Below are 17,081 nucleotides of genomic sequence, written 5' to 3'. Positions count from 1 at the left end.
GCAGCGGCTTGTCGTTGGCGATGAACACCGCGAACAGCGTCAGCACGAACAGCAGCAGGAACACCCGGAGCGACCGCCCATGACCCCCATCAACCGGCGGCGCCTTGCCAATTTCAGGGCCAACCGGCGCGGCTTCTGGTCGCTCTGGGTGTTCCTGCTGCTGTTCGTGCTGACGCTGTTCGCGGAGTTCATCGCCAACGACAAGCCGCTGCTCGCGCGCGTGGACGGCAATTGGCTGTTCCCGACCGTGGTCGGCTATGCCGAAAGCGATGTGATCCCCGATGGCCTGCCGGTCGAGATGGACTGGAAGGATCGCACGGTGGTGGGCGAGTTCGAGCAGCGCGGCGGCTGGGCGTTGTGGCCGCCGATCCCGTACAAGTACGACACGGTGGTGCGCGATCTCGGCCGGCCTTCGCCCGCGCCGCCCTCCGCGCGCAACTGGCTCGGCACGGACGACCAGGGCCGCGACGTGCTGGCGCGGGTGATCTACGGCTTCCGCATCTCCGTGCTGTTCGGCTTCTCGCTGACCATCGTGAGCTCCATCATCGGCGTCGCGGCCGGCGCGGTGCAGGGCTATTACGGCGGCTGGGTGGACCTGTCCTTCCAGCGCTTCATCGAGGTCTGGTCGGGCATGCCGCAGCTCTACCTGCTGATCATCCTGGCCAGCATCATCGAGCCGAGCTTCTGGACGCTGCTGGTCTTCCTGCTGCTGTTCTCCTGGATGGGGCTGACCGGCGTGGTGCGCGCGGAGTTCCTGCGCGGGCGCAACTTCGACTATGTGCGCGCGGCGAAGGCGATGGGCGTGAGCGACACCACCGTGATGTGGCGCCACATCCTGCCGAACGCGATGGTCGCGACGCTCACCTTCCTGCCCTTCATCCTGTCGGGCTCGGTGACGGTGCTGGCGAGCCTCGACTTCCTCGGCTTCGGCCTGCCGCCCGGCTCGCCTTCGCTCGGCGAGCTGGTGGCGCAGGGCAAGAACAACCTGCAGGCGCCCTGGCTCGGCATCACCGCCTTCGTCGTGCTCGGCGGTGTGCTGACGCTGCTGATCTTCGTCGGCGAGGCGGTGCGCGACGCCTTCGATCCGCGGAAGCTGCCGGGCGGCACGAAATGACCTCTCCGATCCTCTCGGTCGAGAATCTCTCCGTCGCCTTCCGCGGCACGCGCGTGGTGCAGGGCGTGTCCTTCGACGTGAAGCGCGGGGAGACGGTGGCGCTGGTGGGCGAATCCGGCTCCGGCAAGTCGGTCACGGCGCTGTCCTGCCTGCGCCTGCTGCCGGGCGCCGGCGCGAACCCGGAAGGGCGCATCGTGCTGGACGGCACCGATGTGCTCGCCGCCCAGGGCGAGGATCTGCGGCGGCTGCGCGGCGGCACCGCCGGCATGGTCTTCCAGGAGCCGATGACCTCGCTCAACCCGCTGCACACGGTCGGCCGCCAGGTGAGCGAGGCGATCACGCTGCACCGCCCGCTGAAAGGCGAGGCGCTGCAGGCACGCGTGGTGGAGCTGCTGCGCCGTGCCGGCTTCCCGCAGGCGGAGGACCGGCTGAACGCCTATCCGCACCAGCTCTCCGGCGGCCAGCGCCAGCGCGTGATGATCGCCGCCGCGCTGGCCAACGATCCCGCGCTGCTGATCGCGGACGAGCCGACCACCGCGCTCGACGTCACGATCCAGGCGCAGATCCTGGAGCTGCTGGCGCATCTGAAGCGCACGCTGGACATGGCGATGCTGCTGATCACCCACGACCTGCAGATCGTGAAGCGCCACGCCGACCGCGTGGTGGTGATGCGCCACGGCCAGGCGGTGGAGCAGGGCGATGTCGCGGAAGTCTTCGCCAATCCGCGGCACGACTACACGAAGATGCTGCTGGCGACCGAGCCGCGCGGCCGCCCCGCAGCGGTGCAGTCCGCTGCACCGGTGGTGATGCAGGGCGAGCAGGTGAAGGTGCATTTCCCGATCCGGCGCGGCCTGCTGCGGCGCACCGTCGGCGTGGTGAAGGCGGTGGACGGCGTATCCCTGGCGATCCGCGAGGGCGAGACGATCGGCCTCGTCGGCGAATCCGGCAGCGGCAAGACCACGCTCGGCCTGGCGATGCTGCGGCTGGAGGGCTCCGAGGGCGCGATCCGCTTCGAGGGCCACGACATCCAGGGCCTGGATCGCGCCGCGCTGCGGCCCTTGCGGGCGCGCATGCAGATCGTCTTCCAGGACCCCTATGGCGCGCTCAGCCCGCGCATGACGGTCGGCGAGATCGTGGGCGAGGGCCTCGCCGTGCATGAGAAGCTCGCGCCCGCCGAGCGCGCGGAGCGCGTCGCCGCCGCGCTGCGCGAGGTCGGCCTCACGCCGGAGATGGCGGAGCGCTACCCGCATGAATTCTCCGGCGGCCAGCGCCAGCGCATCGCCATCGCCCGCGCCCTGGTGCTGAAGCCCCGCCTGGTGGTGCTGGACGAGCCGACCAGCGCGCTCGATGTCAGCGTGCAGGCGCAGGTGGTGGAGCTGCTGCGCGAATTGCAGGCGCGGCACCGGCTCGCCTATCTGTTCATCAGCCACGACCTGCGCGTGGTCCGCGCCATGGCGCATCGCATCATCGTGCTGAAGGACGGGCGCGTGGTGGAGGAAGGCGAGGCGGAGGCGGTTGTCGCCGCGCCGAAGCAGCCCTACACGCGGGCGCTGATGGCGGCGGCCTTCGACCTGGCGGCCGCCGAGCCGGGCCAGGTGAGAACATGACCGAAGAGCCGGAGCCGCGGGCGCCCCTGGAGATCCTGCGCGAGCTTCTCGCGACGGAGCGCATGAAGCTCGGCGTGCATATCCGCAAGATGAACTCGCCCGGCAGCCCGGTCTATCGCACGGGCGAGAACGTGCTGCCGGCGGGCCTGATCCTTGCGACATCCTTCGCCGCCACCGCGTATGTGCATTTCTACCTGGGCTTCGCGATCCTCGCCGTGGGCTGCTGGTGGTGGCTCGCGAAGGTGCAGCCGCGGGTGAAGGATGGCGTGTTCGAGCGCGCCTCCGCCTGGGCGCTGCAGTCGGATGCGCATTTCGACGGGCTCTGGGCCAAGGGCGTCCTGACGCTGTTCGCGGAACTGCCGGACGGGCGGAAGGTCGCGGCCACGCACCGCGACGACTGGCGCAGCTTCGTTCGCCTGGTGGCGCGAGAGCATGCCGCGCCGGATGCGCCGAGGGAGGCCGCCTGATGGCCGTTCTGCTGTCCACCAAGGCCAATGCGATGGAAGCCTGGCGCACGGCGCTGCTGGCGCTCGATCCCGGCCTCGAGATCCGCATGTTCCCCGGTGCCGACGATCCCGCGGCGATCGAGGCCGCGGTGGTCTGGACCTCGCACGACATGGCCGAGCTGCGGCGCTATCCGAACCTGAAGCTTATCGTCTCGATGGGCGCGGGCGTGGACCATCTGCTGCGCCCGCCGGGGCCGCCGCCGGGCATCCCGGTGGCGCGGCTGGTGGACCGGATGCTGACCACGCAGATGGGCGAGTGGGTGCTGCTGAACGTGCTCCGCTTCCACCGCCAGGACCTGGAGTACCGCGCGCTGCAGCAGGAGCGGGTCTGGCGGGAACTGCCGGCGCCCGTCACCGCGGAGCGCCGCATCGGCATCCTCGGCCTCGGTGAACTCGGCAGCCATGCCGCCGCGCTGCTGCGCGGCCTCGGCTTCCCGGTGATGGGCTGGACACGCAGGCCGCGTGCGGTGGAGGGGGTTCGGACGTTCCATGGCGATGAGGGCCTCGCCGCCATGGCGTCGCAATCCGACATCCTGATCTGCCTGCTGCCGCTCACCCCGGCCACGCGGGGGATCGTGGATGCAGGGCTGCTGGCGCGGCTGCCGCGCGGCGCCTTCCTGATCAACGGCGCGCGCGGCGGGCATGTGGTGGATGCCGACCTGCTCTCGGCGCTCGACAGCGGCCAGGTCGCGGGTGCCGCGCTCGACGTCTTCGAGCCGGAGCCGCTGCCGCCGGAGCATCCCTATTGGCGGCATCCCCGCGTGGTCATGACGCCGCATGCGGCCAGCATCACCATCCCGGCCAGCGCGGCGCCGCAGGTGGTGGAGAACCTGCGGCGGGCGCGGGCGGGCGAGACGCTGCTGAACCTGGTGGACTTCAGCGCCGGCTACTGAGGGCGGCGCAGCGCGAACCGTCCGGCCCGACCAGGATCGGCGTGGTTGGGGCGCCAGGATTCGAACCTGGGAATGGCGGTACCAAAAACCGCTGCCTTACCGCTTGGCTACGCCCCAGCCGCTGCTTCCGTTAGCCCGGACGGGCGCGGCGTTCAATCTGCCGCGCGGGCACGGCGATGCGCGCGCGGCTTCATCAAGTCTTCATCGCCGTCCGCCAGGATGCGACATGCGAGGCGCGCCGGCGCGTGGCCTCGCGTCCCGCAGGAGGCGGAGGCCGGCCAGGTCATGAGGACGGGCCGCCACGCCGGATCCTCCGTGACACCGCCCCCGCATGTGCTGGCAGTGCTGGGCCGCCAACGGCTTCAGCTCCGATTCCCCGGATTCGCCGCTCGGCGTCGCCGCCGTGGCGGCCGAGCCGACCGCGCCGCGGCTGCATCTGGCCCCGACCGGCCATGCCGGCGTGGACGGCCTGCTCAGCGGCTTCGCCTGGAGCATGGGCGATCCGGTCTCCTTCGCGTTCCCGGACAGCGCGAGCGACTACGAGGCCTTCTACGGCGCCTCTGAGCCGGCGCGCGGCTTTGCCCAGATCGGCGCCGGGATGCGCGACGCGGTGCGCAAGATCCTGCTCGGCGACGCGGCGGGGATCACGACCGGGCCGGGCAGCCCGGGGCCTTCCGTCGCCGCCTTCACCCGCCTGGCGCTGGTCGAGGAGGCGCAGGACAGCTGGGCGGACATCCGCATCGCCCGTTCCTCCGCCCCGTCCACCGCCTGGGCCTATTACCCGAACGGGCGCGAGGGCGGGGATGTGTGGTTCGGCAGCCGCTACAGCTTCGACTCGCCCCGCCTCGGCACCTACCAGTTCATGGTGGCGGTGCATGAGCTCGGCCACGCGCTCGGCCTGAAGCATCCGCATGAGAGCTGGAACGGCTTCGGCGCGATGCCGCTGGAATGGGACAGCCTGGAATTCACGGTGATGTCCTATCGCTCGAAGGTCGGCGCCTCCACCACCGCGGGCTACAGCAACGGCACCTTCGACTATGCGCAGGGCTGGATGATGCTCGACATCGCCGCGCTGCAGGCGATGTACGGAGCGGACTACACGCACCGCGCGGGCGACACGGTCTATCGCTGGGATGCCGCGACGGGCGAGAGCTTCGTGGACGGCATCGGCCAGGGCGCGCCGGGCAACGGCATCGGCGGCAACGCCAACCGCGTCTTCCTCACGATCTGGGATGGCGGCGGCGTGGACACCTACGACCTGTCCAACTACGCCGGCGGCGTGTCGGTGGACCTGGCGCCGGGCGGCTTCTCGGTGCTGTCGGCCGCGCAGCTCGCCACGCTCGACACCCGCGACGGCACCAAGGCGCGCGGCAATGTCTTCAACAGCCTGCTGTTCGAGGGCAACACAGCCTCGCTGATCGAGAACGCGATCGGCGGCACGGGCGCCGACACGCTGGCCGGCAACCCGGCCGCCAACCGGCTGGAGGGCGGCGCGGGGAATGACTGGCTCGATGGCCGAGACGGCGACGACCTGCTGATCGGCGGCGCGGGCGCCGACACGATGATCGGCGGCGCGGGCTTCGACAGCTTCATGGTGGACAGCCCGGGCGACCTGGTGATCGAGCAGCCCGGCGGCGGGCTGGACCGCCTGCTGGTGGAGGCGGCGCTGCCCATCGCGCTTCCGGCCTGGGTGGAGATGCTGCGCCTGCTTGTCCCCGGCACCGGGATCGGCAATGGCGGCGCGAACCATCTGCGCGGCAGCGCCGGGAACGACAGCCTGGACGGCGGCGCCGGCAACGATCTCGTCGAGGGCGGCGGCGGCGCGGATACGCTGCGCGGTGGCCTCGGCGCCGACAGCTTCGTGCTGCGCCGCGGCGATGGCTGGGACCGGATCGAGGATTTCGCGCCGGGCCAGGACCGGCTGGTGCTGACCGGGTTCGGGCTGTCCACAGCGGATGTCATGGCGCTGGCCAGCGCCGTGCCGGGCGGCGTCTCCATCGCGCTTGGCGGGGGCGACGGCCTGCTGCTGGCCGGGCTGGCGCCGGGCCAGCTCTCGGCCGGCGACTTCGTCCTGTAGCCTCAGGCCCAGAGCTCGGGCCGCGCCATCTCCTCCGCCAGGCGCGTCGCCGCGGCCTCCAGCAGGCGCTCGCCCTTCTCCGCGCTGGCGGCCCGCGGATCGCCCATCACGCCGGTGTCCGTCATCTCGATGAAGCCGCGATGCCGCTTGAAGCCGGGCGGCGCCGGCGGGACGGCGCGCTTCGGCACCGCGGCGGCGATGTTGGCCGGCCGCACGCCGTCGGGCTGCACCGCCATCACCATCGAGGTCTCGGCCTCGCAGGCATGTTGCACATTCGTCTGCCTCTCCAGGATGGCGGCGAAGCGGTCGGCGCTGGCCTGCCAGTAGGTGACGCCGACCACCGGCACGCCGAGCGACTTCGTCAGCTCGATCGCCGCGGTCGCGATCGCCTCGACATTGCCGCCATGGCCGTTGACCAGGGCGATGCGCCGGAAGCCGTGGCGCGCGACGGAGCGCGCGACGCCGCCGACCACGGCGGCGAAGCCGTGGATGTCGAGCGTCAGCGTGCCGCCGAAGGGCATGTGGTGGTCCGCCAGACCGGACCAGATGCAGGGCGTGACCAGCGCCGGCGTGCCGGCCGCCTGCAGCTTGCGCGCCGTGCGCTCGGCCACCGCCGAGGCCAGCCACATGTCCACCCCCGTCGCCAGATGCGGCCCGTGCTGCTCGATCGAGGCGGTGGGGACCAGCACGACCGTCTCCGGCTTCGCGCGCGCCTGGATCTCGGCCGCCGTCAGCCGGGCCCAGGCGACTTCCTGCGCGTGTGTCCTCATCGGCATCTGTCCCTGGCTGCGATCGCTGCGGGGGATGGTTGCAGCCGGCGCCGAGTTCGGCAATTTGCCGGGCATGCGATTCCTGCTGCTGATCCTGCTGCTGCTTGCGCCTGGCGCCCGCGCGCAGGAGGCCGTGCATGGCGGCCCGGTGCGGGCGCTGGCGGCCTCCGGCGCGGCGCTGGCCTCCGCGGGTTTCGACCAGTCCATGATCGTCTGGGACGCCGAGGCCGGCCGCGCGCGCGCCGTGGTGCGCTGGCATGCCGGGGCGGTGAACGCGCTGGCGCCGCTGCCGGACGGGGGCTTCGCCTCGGCCGGGGAGGATGGGCGCATCGCGCTGTGGCCGGCGCGGCCGGGCCTGCAGCCGGCGCGCGTGCTGGAAGGCCATACCGAGCCCGTCGTGGCGCTCGCGCTGTCGCCCGATGGCAGCCGGCTGGCCTCGGCGGCCTGGGACGGCACCGCGCGGATCTGGACCCTCGCCACCGGTGCGGCGCAGGTGCTCGAGGGGCATCGCGGCAACGTCAATGCCGTGGCCTTCCGCCCCGACGGCACCCTCGCCACCGCCGGCTTCGACGGCACGGTGCGGCTGTGGCCGGCGGGCGAGGCCGGGCTGGTCGTGGTCGAGTTCGGCTTCCCGCAGAACACGCTGGCCGCGCTGCCGGACGGCACGCTGGCGGTGGGCGGCGTGGACGGCATGCTGCGCCTGGTCGCGCCGGACGGCGCGGTGCGGGAGGTGCGGGCGGGCGCGCGGCCCATCGTCGCGCTGGCGGCGGCGCCGGGCGGTGCGCTGGTGGCCGCCGCCTCGCTCGGCGGCAACGTCACGCTGTGGGAGCCCGCCGCGCTGCGGCTGCGCCACACGCTCGAAGGTCCCGGGCTGCCGGTGTGGTCCGCGATCTTCGCCCCGGATGGCAGGAGCCTCTGGACCGGCGGCACGGATCGTCGCGTGCGCCGCTGGGACGTGGCGACCGGCCGGCCCATCGGCCCGCTGGGCGCGGAGGCCGAGCAGGCGATCCCCGACGGCGCGGACCCGCATGGCGCGCGCGTCTGGCGGGCCTGCGCCGCCTGTCATTCGCTGACCGCCGAGGGCGGCAACATGGCCGGGCCGCATCTGCACAACCTGTTCGGCCGCCGCATGGGCAGCGTCGCCGGCTACGAGTATTCCGAGCGGCTGGCGCGCGGCGACATCGTCTGGACGCGGGAGACGGTGGCGGACCTGTTCACCCGCGGCCCGGACACCGTGACGCCGGGGACGAAGATGCCGGTGCAGCGCGTGGACAATGACCAGGATCTGCGTGCGCTGCTCGATTTTCTCGAGCTGGTCACCCGGTAGCGCCTGATCCGCGGAGGCGGACTCGCCGGAGCGGTGAATCAGTCGCTCACGCTTGGACCAGCTCTTCCGGCGTCGCGGCGATGCGGCGCTCGGCGAGCCAGCGGGAGACCGCGGGATCGGCGCTCCACACGCAGAGCGGCACGGCCAGAACCATGCCCAGCGTGAAGGGCAGGGCCAGCAGCAACGCCGCCGGCGAGACGGTCGCGAAGGCGAGCGTCAGCGCAACGCCGATCAGCGTGTGCGGCCACAGCAGTTGCGCCGCGTCGCCCCAGGCGATGCCGCGTTCCGCACGGTTCTGCGGCGCCCAGCCGGTGCGCCGGCCGAAAGGCAGGCTCGCCAGGAAGATCGCCTTGTTGAGCGTCGAGAGCGGCTCGAACAGTTGCATGAAGGCGATCTCGGTCAGCGCGCCCTTCGCGAAGGCGACGCGCCCGCCATAGCGCGCCGCGACCTCGCCCTTCAGCAGCGCATGCGCATAGCCCGCGAGCTTCGGCGAGAAGTAGCAGAGCCAATGCGCGAGGATCGCGATCGCCAGCGCGCCCATCGGCGTCCCCGCCCCGCCGCCGGAGACGGCGTTGATCGCCGCCAGCAACAGGATCGCCGCATAGAGCGGCGCACCCAGGAACAGGAGAATCGCCTGGAGCAGCTGCAGGCGGCCCATGACGGTGAAGTTCGGCAGGCGCAGCAGCTGCCAGTACTGCATGTTGCCGGCACCCCAGCGCTCGTCGCGGCGCATGAATTCGGGCATCGCCGGCGGGTTCGCCTCCAGGCTGCCTTCCTCCATCGGCAGGCAGCGCACGCGCCAGCCCGCCGCCTGCAGCCGCACCGATTCCACCATGTCGTGGGAGAGGATGCGGCTGCCGTCCGGCAGCGCCTCCAGCCGGGCATGCCGGCGGAAGGGCTCGCAGCGCAGGATCGCGTTGTGGCCCCAGTAGGGGCCGGAATCGAGCTGCCACCAGGCCTGGCCGGTCGCCCAGCTGCGCATCCCCGCGCGCATGCCGAACTGGAACAGCCGCGGGAAGGCGGCGCGCGCCGGGCGGCCGACGATGAGCTGCTGCACGATCGCCAGGCGCGGATCGGCCTCCATGATCGCGACCAGGCGCAGCACCGCGGCCGCCGTCATCACGCTGTCGGCGTCGAGCGTGACGAAGAAGTCCTCGTCCGTCGCGTGATGGTCCAGGAAGTCCATCACGTTGCCGGCCTTGAAGCCGGCGTTCTGCGCGCGCCGGCGATAGCGGACATGCGCCCGGCCGGCGGCGAAGCGCGCCACGGCCGTCTCCTCCGTCGCGGCCAGCGCCGGATCCTGGGTGTCCGACAGCAGCCAGAGCCGGAAGCGGTCGCCCGCGCCGGTCTCCGCCAGCCCCTCGAGCAGCCGTGCGAGCGGCGGGAGAACGGCCGCCATGTCCTCGTTGCGGATGCAGACGGCGAGCGCGGTGACCGCCTTCGGCGCGCCCGGCCGCGCCAGGCGAAGCGCCGGCAGCACCGCGGCGGGCGGGTCGCGGGCGAGCAGCAGGATCGCCAGCCCCACCAGCGAATTGCCGGCCGAGAGGGCCGCCCAGGGCGTCACCAGCAGCACGCCGAGCAGGATCAGCGCCTCCGCGGCGTTGATCCCGCCTGGCGCCAGGGCGCGCCAGGTCAGCAACAGCAGCAGCAGGGCGATGGCCGCGACCAGCGCCCCGAACAGCGCGCGCCGCAGCACCGGATTCTCGTCGGTCACGCGCGCCGCATCGGCCAGGATGATGGCGGGCGTGCGGCAGGCGGCGCGGCGCGCTCTCAGCCCGCGCGCCGGGCCTCCGCCTCGATCTCGGCGACCAGCCCGTCCGGCAGCGCCAGGCGGTGCGCCAGCGCGGCCAGCCACGCACGCTCCGACGCCTCGTCCGGGTCGATCGCCAGCCGCGCGGCGAGATAGAGTTCCGCCGCCTGCTCGGGCGTGGCGACGCCGCCGGCGATCTCCTCGAAGGGGATGTCGCGGCGCAGCAGGTCGAAGACGAAGGCCTTCGCCTCGGCATCCAGCCCCGCGCGTTCCACCGCGCCGAAGATCGCGCGCTGCTCGTCGGCGTCCACATGGCCATCGGCCTTGGCCGCGGCCACCATGGCGCGGACCAGCGCGAGTTCGAAGGGCGCGCCGTCCGCGGCCGGGGCGGCGGCGGGCAGGACGCGTCCGGCGGCCGGCGGCGGCACGCCCTGCGCGGGCTGCGCGCCCTGCTGCGCCTGCCAGTTCTGCCACGCGCGATAGGCCAGCGCGCCGAGCGCCGCGGCGCCGCCATAGGCCACCGCGCCGCCGGTCATCTTGCGCAGCTTCCTGCCGCCGAGCATCGCCGCGAGCAGCCCCGCGCCGGCGGCAAGCCCCGCCGCGCCGCCCGGCACATGCCGGGTGATGTCGGACAGCCCGCCCGGCAGCTGGAACCCGCCGCCGGGGCCGGGTGGCGCGGCGGTCGGCGCGCTGGGCAACCGGCCTGTTCCCTGCGTCCCGAGGAAGCTGTCGAGCAGTCGCTTGGCGTCGATCATGCCGGCGATCTCGGGTGGCGCGTGCACCGGATCAAGCGCGGCGCCGCCGCTGAAACGCAGCGGAAACAGATCGAACGGCTTCGTGATGCCGGCGGGGCTACCCTGCCATCCGCCGCACCCAGGCCCCGTACAGGCGCGGCCCGAGCAGCGCGCTCACCGCCACCAGCAGGATCGCCAGGCTCACCGGCCGCGTGACGAAGGTGGACCAGTCGCCCTGGCTGATGGTCAGCGCCTGGCGCATCGCCTGCTCGGCCATCGGGCCCAGGATCATGCCGATCACCACCGGCGCCACCGGGAAGTCGAAGCGGCGCATGAACATCGCGACGATCCCGATGGCGTAGAGCAGCACCAGGTCCACCACCGAATTGCTGATGCCGTAGGTGCCGATCGTCGCGAAGACCAGGATGCCGGCATAGAGCTGCGGCTGCGGGATCTTCAGGATGCGCGCCCAGAGCCCGACCAGCGGCAGGTTCAGCACCACCAGCATGACATTGGCGATGAACAGGCTGGCGATCAGTGTCCAGACCAGCTCGGCCTGGGTGGTGAACAGCAGCGGGCCGGGCTGGATGCCGTAGCTCTGGAAGGCGCTCAGCATGATCGCGGCCGTCGCGCTGGTCGGCAGGCCGAGGGTGAGCATCGGCACCAGCACGCCCGCCGCCGCGGCGTTGTTCGCCGCCTCCGGCCCGGCCACGCCCTCGATCGCGCCGGTGGTGCCGAATTCCTTCTGCGCCTCGGGCGAGGCGAGCTTCCGCTCGGCGTAGTAGCTCAGCATGGTCGGCATCTCGGACCCGCCGGCGGGCATGACGCCGAAGGGAAAGCCGAGGCCGGCGCCGCGGATCCAGGGCCAGAAGCTGCGCTTCCAGTCGCTGCGGCTCATCATGATGCGCCCGACCGGCAGCACCTCCGCCTTGCCCTCCACGTAGCGCCAGGCGAGGTAGAGCGTCTCCCCCACCGCGAACAGCGCGACGGCCACCAGCACCACGTTCACGCCGTCCAGCAATTCGGGGATGCCGAAGGTCAGGCGAGGCTGGCCGGTCTGCAGGTCGATGCCGACCAGCCCGAGCATCAGGCCGAAGAACAGGCTGGTCAGCCCGCGCAGCGCGCTGCCGCCGAGCACGGCGGAGACGGTGACGAAGCAGAGCACCATCAGCGAGAAATACTCGGCCGGGCCGAGCTTCAGCGCCAGCTCCACCACGATCGGGCCGAGGAAGGCGATGCCGAGCGTGCCGACCGTGCCGGCGACGAAGCTGCCGATCGCCGAGGTCGCCAGCGCCGGCCCCGCGCGGCCGTTCTTCGCCATCTTCGCACCCTCGAGCGCGGTGATGATCGAGCCCGATTCGCCCGGCGTGTTGAGCAGGATGGAGGTGGTGGAGCCGCCATACATCGCGCCGTAGAAGATGCCGCAGAACAGGATGAAGGCGCCGGTGGCGCTGACGCTGTAGGTGATCGGCAGCAGCAGCGCGATGGTCAGCGCCGGGCCGAGGCCGGGCAGCACGCCGATCGCCGTGCCGAGGAAGCAGCCGAGCAGCGCCCAGCCCAGGTTGCTCAGGCTCAGCGCATGGGCGAAGCCCATCGAAAGGCCGTCGATGGCGTCCATTATCCTGCCCTCAGGCGGCGGGCGCCACCTCCGGTGGCTTGCCTTGCGCGCCGATGCACCACTGCGCTGGCGCCGTCGGTCGCGTCGTGCGCGGGGCCGCAGTCGCGGCCCTGGCGATGGCGCCGCGCGGTCACTCGGGGCTGCCGAACACCAGCGCCTCGACCACGCCCGCGCCGATGTTCACGCCGAGCAGCTTCACGAACAGCGTGTAGGCGCCGAGCGCGAGGACGAAGGCGATCGCCGCGTTGCGCAGCCAGGCGCGGGAGCCGAAAGCGGCGGCGACCAGCGTGAACTGCGCCGTCGCCGCCAGCGTGAAGCCGAGCGGCACGATCAGCACGAGGTTGGCCAGCAACGCCGCCAGCAGCAGCGCCAAGGAGCGCGGATTGGGCGGCGGCGCCTCCGCGATCTCCGGAATGTCGGCCGACCAGCCGCCGCGCAGCGCCGCCGCGGTCAGCCCCATGCCGAGCGCCACGAGACCGGCGGCGATGAGCCAGGGCACGAGCTTCGGCCCGACCTGCGCATAGAGGGGCGAGGTCGGGATCGCGAGCGCCTGCCAGACCGCGACACCGCCGAGCCCCAACACGAAGAGCCCGGCACCGAGATCCGCGCGGTCCGGACGCGCCCTTGTCACGTGGCGAGGCCGAGGTCGCGCAGCACGCCCTCGGTCGCGACGATGTCGCTGGCAAGCGCCTGCTCGAAGGCGGTTCCGGCGAGGAAGGCGTCGTCCCAGCCGCGGGTCTCGAGCATCTGCTTCCACGCCGGCAGCGCATGGATCGCCGTCATCAGGTCGGTCAGCGCCTGGCGCTGCGTCGCGTTGATGCCGGGCGCGCCGAAAACGCCGCGCCAGTTGGACGTCACGACATCCACGCCGCTTTCCTTCAGCGTCGGGATGGCGGCATCCGAGCGGCGTTCCCCCGTGGTGGCCAGCGCGCGCATCCGCCCGGCCTTGATCTGCTCGGCGAATTCCGAATAGCCGGAGATGCCGGCCTTCACCTGCCCGCCGATGATCGCCGCCTGGGCCGGGCCGCCGCCGGCGAAGGCGACATAGGACGCCTCGCGCGGGTTGCGGCCGAGCGCCTTCAGCACGAGGCCGAGGGTGATGTGGTCGGTGCCGCCGGCCGAGCCGCCGCCCACCGCCACCGCGCCGGGATTGGTCCGCAGCGCCTGCAGCAGCTGCCCGATGTTCTGGAACTCGGAGGCGGAGGGGACGACGATGACGCCGATCTCCTCGGTCATGCGCGCGATCGGCACCACGTCCTTGATCGTCATCGGCGACTTGTTGGTGATGCCGGCGCCGACCATCACGGAGCCGCCGACCATCAGCGCGTCGGCGCGACCGCGGCGCTGCGCGACGAAGCGCGGCAGCCCGACCATGCCGCCGGCGCCGCCGACATTCTCGAACTGGAAGTTGCCGACCAGGCCGGCGCCGCGGGCCACCTGCTCGATGGCGCGGCCGAGCCCGTCCCAGCCGCCGCCGGGGCCGGCAGGGACGAACATGAAGATGTTGGCGAAGCGCTGTTGCGCCCAGGCGGGCGCCCCCAACCCGCCGACGGCGGACAGGCCGAGGGCGGCGGTCAGGACGTTGCGGCGATAGAGATTCATGGTTCCTCCCCGGAATCGACCGGTCCACGGTGTTGCGCGAAGCCTATGACAGCCGCAACACCGGTGCAAACGGCGCGGCCGCACCCCTCGGGCCGGCCGCCGCGCTCATCCGACAGGGGAGGACCCCGGCGCATGGCGGAGCAGCGAGCCAAGGCAGAGCCAGCCCTGCGCCGCAGCATCGGGCCGTTCCAGCTCTTCGCCTACACGCTCGGCGGGATGCTCGGGGCGGGCATCTACGGCCTGGTCGGGCGGGCGGCGGGGGAGCTCGGTTCCGCGGTCTGGCTCGGCTTCCTCGTCGCGATGGTCGCGGCGCTGCTGACCGGGCTTTCCTATGCCTCGCTCGGCAGCCGCTATCCGCGCGCGGGCGGCGCCGCCTATGTCACCGGCCGCGCCTTCGCCCGTCCGCTGCTGACCTGGGTGGTGGGGCTGGCGGTCATGGCCTCCGGCCTCACCTCGGTCGCGACGCAGTCGCGCGTGGTCGCGGCGAACCTGCTGGCGCTGACCGGGCTGCAGCAGGTGCCGGCGGTGGCGCTGGCGGCCGGCTTCGTGCTGCTGCTCGCCGGCGTCGTGCTGCGCGGCATCCGCGAGAGCATGTGGGTGAACATCGTCTGCACCCTCGTCGAGGCCGGCGGCCTGGTGCTGGTGGTGGTGGTGGGCATCGGCTGGTGGGGCAGCCGGCCCTTGCTGGAGACGCCGGGCGGCGAGGGCATCGGCCTGTCCTTCCTGATGACCGGCGCGATCCTGACCTTCTTCGCCTTCATCGGCTTCGAGGACACGCTGAACGTCGCGGAGGAGGCGCGCGACCCGCGCCGCACCCTGCCGCTCGGCATCATCGCCGCGATGCTGGCGGCGACGGCGCTCTACATCGCGGTGGCGATCACCGCCGTGTCCGTGGTGCCCTGGCAGGAGCTGGCGGTCGCGCCGGGCCCGCTGGTGGAGGTGATGGCGCGCGCCGCGCCCTGGTTTCCCGCCTGGGGCTATGCCGCGATCACCCTCTTCGCCGTGGCGAACACCGGCCTGCTGAACTACGTCACCGCCTCGCGCCTGCTGCTCGGCATGGCACGGCACGGGCTGTTCCCGCGCGCGCTGACGCGCATCCATCCGCGGCGGCACACGCCGCATGTGGCGATCCTGGCGCTGCTGCCGGTGATCCTCGCGCTGGTGCTGGCGGGCGACATCGGCCAGCTTGCCGCAGCGACGGTGCTGCTGCTGCTCGGCGTGTTCAGCGTGGTGAATGTCGCGCTGCTGGTGCTGCAGCGCCGGCAGGGCGAGCCGCGCGGCGGCTTCGAGGTGCCGGCGGCGGTGCCGGCGGCGGGCGCGCTGGTCTGCGCCGCGCTGCTGGTCAACCGCGTGCTGGCCGGCGACTGGCGGGCCCCGGCGCTGGCCGGCGCGCTGCTCTGCGCCATCCTGCTCGCCTTCGCCCTGCTGCGGCCCGCCGCCACGCCGGACTCCATGGACGCCGCGCCGGAAGCCGGGGATGGCTGAGCCGCGCTTGCCGACACCGCGCCGCGCGACGCATTGTCGGGCGGCCAGCCGGTCCGATGGGGAACGACGCCGCATGACGAGGTTGCAGGTCCTGGCGCGCCGCGCCATCGCCGCCATGGCGCTCATCCCCTGCCTGGCCCTGGCCTTCGGGGCGGCGGCGCAACCCGCCCCGCCAGCCCCGCCCGCGCAGCCGGCGCCGGAGCGCGAGCTGGTGCTGCAGAACGAGACCGACCTCGCGCTGATGCAGTTCTTCCTGTTGCCGCCGGACAGCGCCGCGCGCAGCCCGGACCTGCTCGGCGCCGAGGTGGTGCGGCCGGCCAGCACCCACCGCATCCGGCTCGGCCGCGTGCCGGCCTGCGTGTTCGATGCCGTCGCCCGGTTCGCCGACGGCAGCAAGGAGGTTCGGCGCGGCCTCGACATCTGCGCCGCGCCGCGCCTGGTCTTCGGCGACCCCGCCCTGCCGACGCTGGAATTCGCCGTGGCGAACCGCAGCCAGCTCCGTCTGCGGGAGCTGCACGTCTCGGCGGAAGGGCCTTCGGCCTGGGGGCGCGACCGGCTCGGCCGCGCCGTGATCCCGCCCGGCGGGCGCCTGGCGCTGCGGATGCGCACCCGCGACTGCGTCTTCGACCTGCGCGCCGTCTACGAGGACAACCAGGAGGAACTGCGGCAGCGCATGGATCTCTGCGCCCAGCGCGAGGTCGCCTTCGACCGCAGCGCCCTGGTTCGTCCGCCGACGCGGCAGATCGTCCTGGCCAACCGCCACCTGGCCACGGTGCGGCAGGTGTATCTCTCCGACAGCGCCGAGCCCGATTGGGGCCCGGACCGCCTGGGCAGCGCCATGCTGGCAGTGGACGAGGACACCACGGTGGAGACCACCGGCGGCTGCCGGGCCGATCTGCGCATCGTCTTCGCCGATGGCGCCGCCGAGGAGCGGCGCGCCATCGACATCTGCGAGACGACGCGCGTGGTGCTGCGGCCCGGCTGGGTGGTCGCGGCGCGGCTGGACGGGGAAGAGCCCGTGGCGCCGGACGCGGCGGCGCCGGGGGGCGAGGCAGCTGCGGCTGCGCAACGTTGGGCCGCTGCCGATCGTCGAGATCTACACCGGGCGACCGGGTGGGCCGCGCGGCGCCGACCGGCTGGGCGAGGACACGCTGCCGATCGGCGCGGCGATCGAGATCGAGGCCACCGGCCCGGATGCCTGCGCGGCGGACCTCGTCGCCGTGTTCCGCGACGGGCGCGAGGTGGTGCAGCGCGGCGTGGACCTCTGCGCCGGCGAGGAGATCGAGATCCAATGAGCATGCTGCCCCGCGCGCTGGCCTTGCTGGTCGCTGCCCTGCTGCTTGGCGCGCCGGCGGCGGCGCAGGAGATCCCGCCGCCGCTCCGCGGCGCGTGGTTCGCCGGCGACTGCGCCGATCCCGACGCGATGCTGGTGCTGACCGGCCGCAGCGCCGCCCGGCTGGAGGTGGAGGCCGCCGGCCGGCTGTTCCGCTTCGCCGCGACGCGCCCCGCGGCGGGCTTCACGCTTGGCGTGGGCGTGGGGGCGGGGGGGCCCCCCCCGGGGGTGAGGGCCGGCGGGGGCCGCCCCGCCGCCCGGCGGC

The 17,081-nt window shown here is 73.0% G+C and carries 14 protein-coding genes and 1 tRNA gene; 8 read left to right on the top strand and 7 right to left on the bottom strand.

Translation table 11 applies throughout. The annotated features are described in order from the left end of the window. Window positions 1–79: 79 nt before the first annotated feature. From AC1MIR_RS08210 to AC1MIR_RS08195, 4 genes are read left to right on the top strand one after another with little or no spacing between them, the layout of a single operon-like run. Window positions 80–1,114, top strand: a complete 1,035-nt coding sequence (locus AC1MIR_RS08210; RefSeq protein ID WP_480027688.1) for an ABC transporter permease — start codon at window positions 80–82, stop codon at window positions 1,112–1,114. Then, window positions 1,111–2,721, top strand: coding sequence for an ABC transporter ATP-binding protein (locus tag AC1MIR_RS08205; RefSeq protein ID WP_480027687.1), 1,611 nt, complete (start codon window positions 1,111–1,113; stop codon window positions 2,719–2,721). Before AC1MIR_RS08210 ends, AC1MIR_RS08205 begins: the two co-directional genes overlap by 4 nt. Next, the gene (locus AC1MIR_RS08200) at window positions 2,718–3,188 is read left to right on the top strand and encodes a hypothetical protein (protein WP_480027686.1); all 471 of its coding nucleotides are present in this window, start codon (window positions 2,718–2,720) and stop codon (window positions 3,186–3,188) included. Before AC1MIR_RS08205 ends, AC1MIR_RS08200 begins: the two co-directional genes overlap by 4 nt. Beyond that, a complete protein-coding gene (locus AC1MIR_RS08195; protein WP_480027685.1) occupies window positions 3,188–4,120 on the top strand; it encodes a 2-hydroxyacid dehydrogenase in 933 nt (310 codons plus the stop codon). Before AC1MIR_RS08200 ends, AC1MIR_RS08195 begins: the two co-directional genes overlap by 1 nt. Window positions 4,121–4,162: 42 nt before the next feature. On the opposite strand, the gene AC1MIR_RS08190 is transcribed toward AC1MIR_RS08195, so the two are convergent. Next, window positions 4,163–4,237 (bottom strand) — tRNA-Gln (locus tag AC1MIR_RS08190). Between the two features lie 214 nt (window positions 4,238–4,451). On the opposite strand from AC1MIR_RS08190, the gene AC1MIR_RS08185 reads away from it, so the two are divergent. After that, on the top strand, window positions 4,452–6,197 hold the full coding sequence (locus tag AC1MIR_RS08185; protein WP_480027684.1) for a M10 family metallopeptidase C-terminal domain-containing protein: 1,746 nt from the start codon (window positions 4,452–4,454) through the stop codon (window positions 6,195–6,197). Window positions 6,198–6,199: 2 nt separating this feature from the next. On the opposite strand, the gene AC1MIR_RS08180 is transcribed toward AC1MIR_RS08185, so the two are convergent. Further along, window positions 6,200–6,967 (bottom strand): creatininase family protein, encoded by a 768-nt coding sequence (locus AC1MIR_RS08180; RefSeq protein ID WP_480027683.1) that lies wholly within the window; start codon window positions 6,965–6,967, stop codon window positions 6,200–6,202. Window positions 6,968–7,001: 34 nt separating this feature from the next. Here AC1MIR_RS08180 and AC1MIR_RS08175 point away from each other — a divergent pair, with 34 nt between their 5' ends. Continuing rightward, a complete protein-coding gene (locus AC1MIR_RS08175; RefSeq protein ID WP_480027682.1) occupies window positions 7,002–8,294 on the top strand; it encodes a c-type cytochrome in 1,293 nt (430 codons plus the stop codon). Between the two features lie 46 nt (window positions 8,295–8,340). Here AC1MIR_RS08175 and mdoH read toward each other — a convergent pair whose 3' ends face one another. The 5 genes from mdoH to AC1MIR_RS08150 form a co-directional block, all read right to left on the bottom strand. After that, window positions 8,341–10,008: a glucans biosynthesis glucosyltransferase MdoH gene (gene mdoH / locus AC1MIR_RS08170; protein ID WP_480027681.1), complete on the bottom strand. Its 1,668-nt coding sequence runs from the start codon at window positions 10,006–10,008 to the stop codon at window positions 8,341–8,343. Between the two features lie 56 nt (window positions 10,009–10,064). After that, entirely contained in the window at window positions 10,065–10,799 is a 735-nt protein-coding gene (locus AC1MIR_RS08165; RefSeq protein ID WP_480027680.1) for a tellurite resistance TerB family protein, read from the bottom strand. A 97-nt stretch (window positions 10,800–10,896) separates the two neighbouring features. Then, a complete protein-coding gene (locus AC1MIR_RS08160) occupies window positions 10,897–12,396 on the bottom strand; it encodes a tripartite tricarboxylate transporter permease (protein WP_480027679.1) in 1,500 nt (499 codons plus the stop codon). A gap of 130 nt (window positions 12,397–12,526) precedes the next feature. Beyond that, the gene (locus tag AC1MIR_RS08155) at window positions 12,527–13,027 is read right to left on the bottom strand and encodes a tripartite tricarboxylate transporter TctB family protein (protein ID WP_480027678.1); all 501 of its coding nucleotides are present in this window, start codon (window positions 13,025–13,027) and stop codon (window positions 12,527–12,529) included. Beyond that, window positions 13,024–13,998: a Bug family tripartite tricarboxylate transporter substrate binding protein gene (locus AC1MIR_RS08150; protein ID WP_480027677.1), complete on the bottom strand. Its 975-nt coding sequence runs from the start codon at window positions 13,996–13,998 to the stop codon at window positions 13,024–13,026. Before AC1MIR_RS08150 ends, AC1MIR_RS08155 begins: the two co-directional genes overlap by 4 nt. 132 nt (window positions 13,999–14,130) lie before the next feature. Between AC1MIR_RS08150 and AC1MIR_RS08145 the strand changes: the two genes are divergently transcribed. Further along, window positions 14,131–15,483: an APC family permease gene (locus tag AC1MIR_RS08145; RefSeq protein ID WP_480027676.1), complete on the top strand. Its 1,353-nt coding sequence runs from the start codon at window positions 14,131–14,133 to the stop codon at window positions 15,481–15,483. A 73-nt stretch (window positions 15,484–15,556) separates the two neighbouring features. Further along, window positions 15,557–17,081: hypothetical protein (locus tag AC1MIR_RS08140; RefSeq protein WP_480027675.1), on the top strand; the 1,525-nt coding region annotated here is incomplete at its 3' end.

It is taken from the genome of Falsiroseomonas sp. RANM36 (genome assembly GCF_056682175.1).
Note: the sequence above shows the minus strand (reverse complement) of the source record. Positions and strands in the feature narration are given on the sequence as shown.

Excerpts from the sequence above, each read along its gene's own strand:
- AC1MIR_RS08210 (WP_480027688.1), top strand. The coding sequence starts at position 80 with ATGACCCCCATCAACCGGCGGCGCCTTGCCAATTTCAGGGCCAACCGG.
- AC1MIR_RS08205 (WP_480027687.1), top strand. The coding sequence starts at position 1,111 with ATGACCTCTCCGATCCTCTCGGTCGAGAATCTCTCCGTCGCCTTCCGC.
- AC1MIR_RS08200 (WP_480027686.1), top strand. The coding sequence starts at position 2,718 with ATGACCGAAGAGCCGGAGCCGCGGGCGCCCCTGGAGATCCTGCGCGAG.
- AC1MIR_RS08195 (WP_480027685.1), top strand. The coding sequence starts at position 3,188 with ATGGCCGTTCTGCTGTCCACCAAGGCCAATGCGATGGAAGCCTGGCGC.
- AC1MIR_RS08185 (WP_480027684.1), top strand. The coding sequence starts at position 4,452 with ATGTGCTGGCAGTGCTGGGCCGCCAACGGCTTCAGCTCCGATTCCCCG.
- AC1MIR_RS08180 (WP_480027683.1), bottom strand. The coding sequence starts at position 6,967 with ATGAGGACACACGCGCAGGAAGTCGCCTGGGCCCGGCTGACGGCGGCC.
- AC1MIR_RS08175 (WP_480027682.1), top strand. The coding sequence starts at position 7,002 with ATGGTTGCAGCCGGCGCCGAGTTCGGCAATTTGCCGGGCATGCGATTC.
- AC1MIR_RS08165 (WP_480027680.1), bottom strand. The coding sequence starts at position 10,799 with ATGATCGACGCCAAGCGACTGCTCGACAGCTTCCTCGGGACGCAGGGA.
- AC1MIR_RS08160 (WP_480027679.1), bottom strand. The coding sequence starts at position 12,396 with ATGGACGCCATCGACGGCCTTTCGATGGGCTTCGCCCATGCGCTGAGC.
- AC1MIR_RS08150 (WP_480027677.1), bottom strand. The coding sequence starts at position 13,998 with ATGAATCTCTATCGCCGCAACGTCCTGACCGCCGCCCTCGGCCTGTCC.
- AC1MIR_RS08145 (WP_480027676.1), top strand. The coding sequence starts at position 14,131 with ATGGCGGAGCAGCGAGCCAAGGCAGAGCCAGCCCTGCGCCGCAGCATC.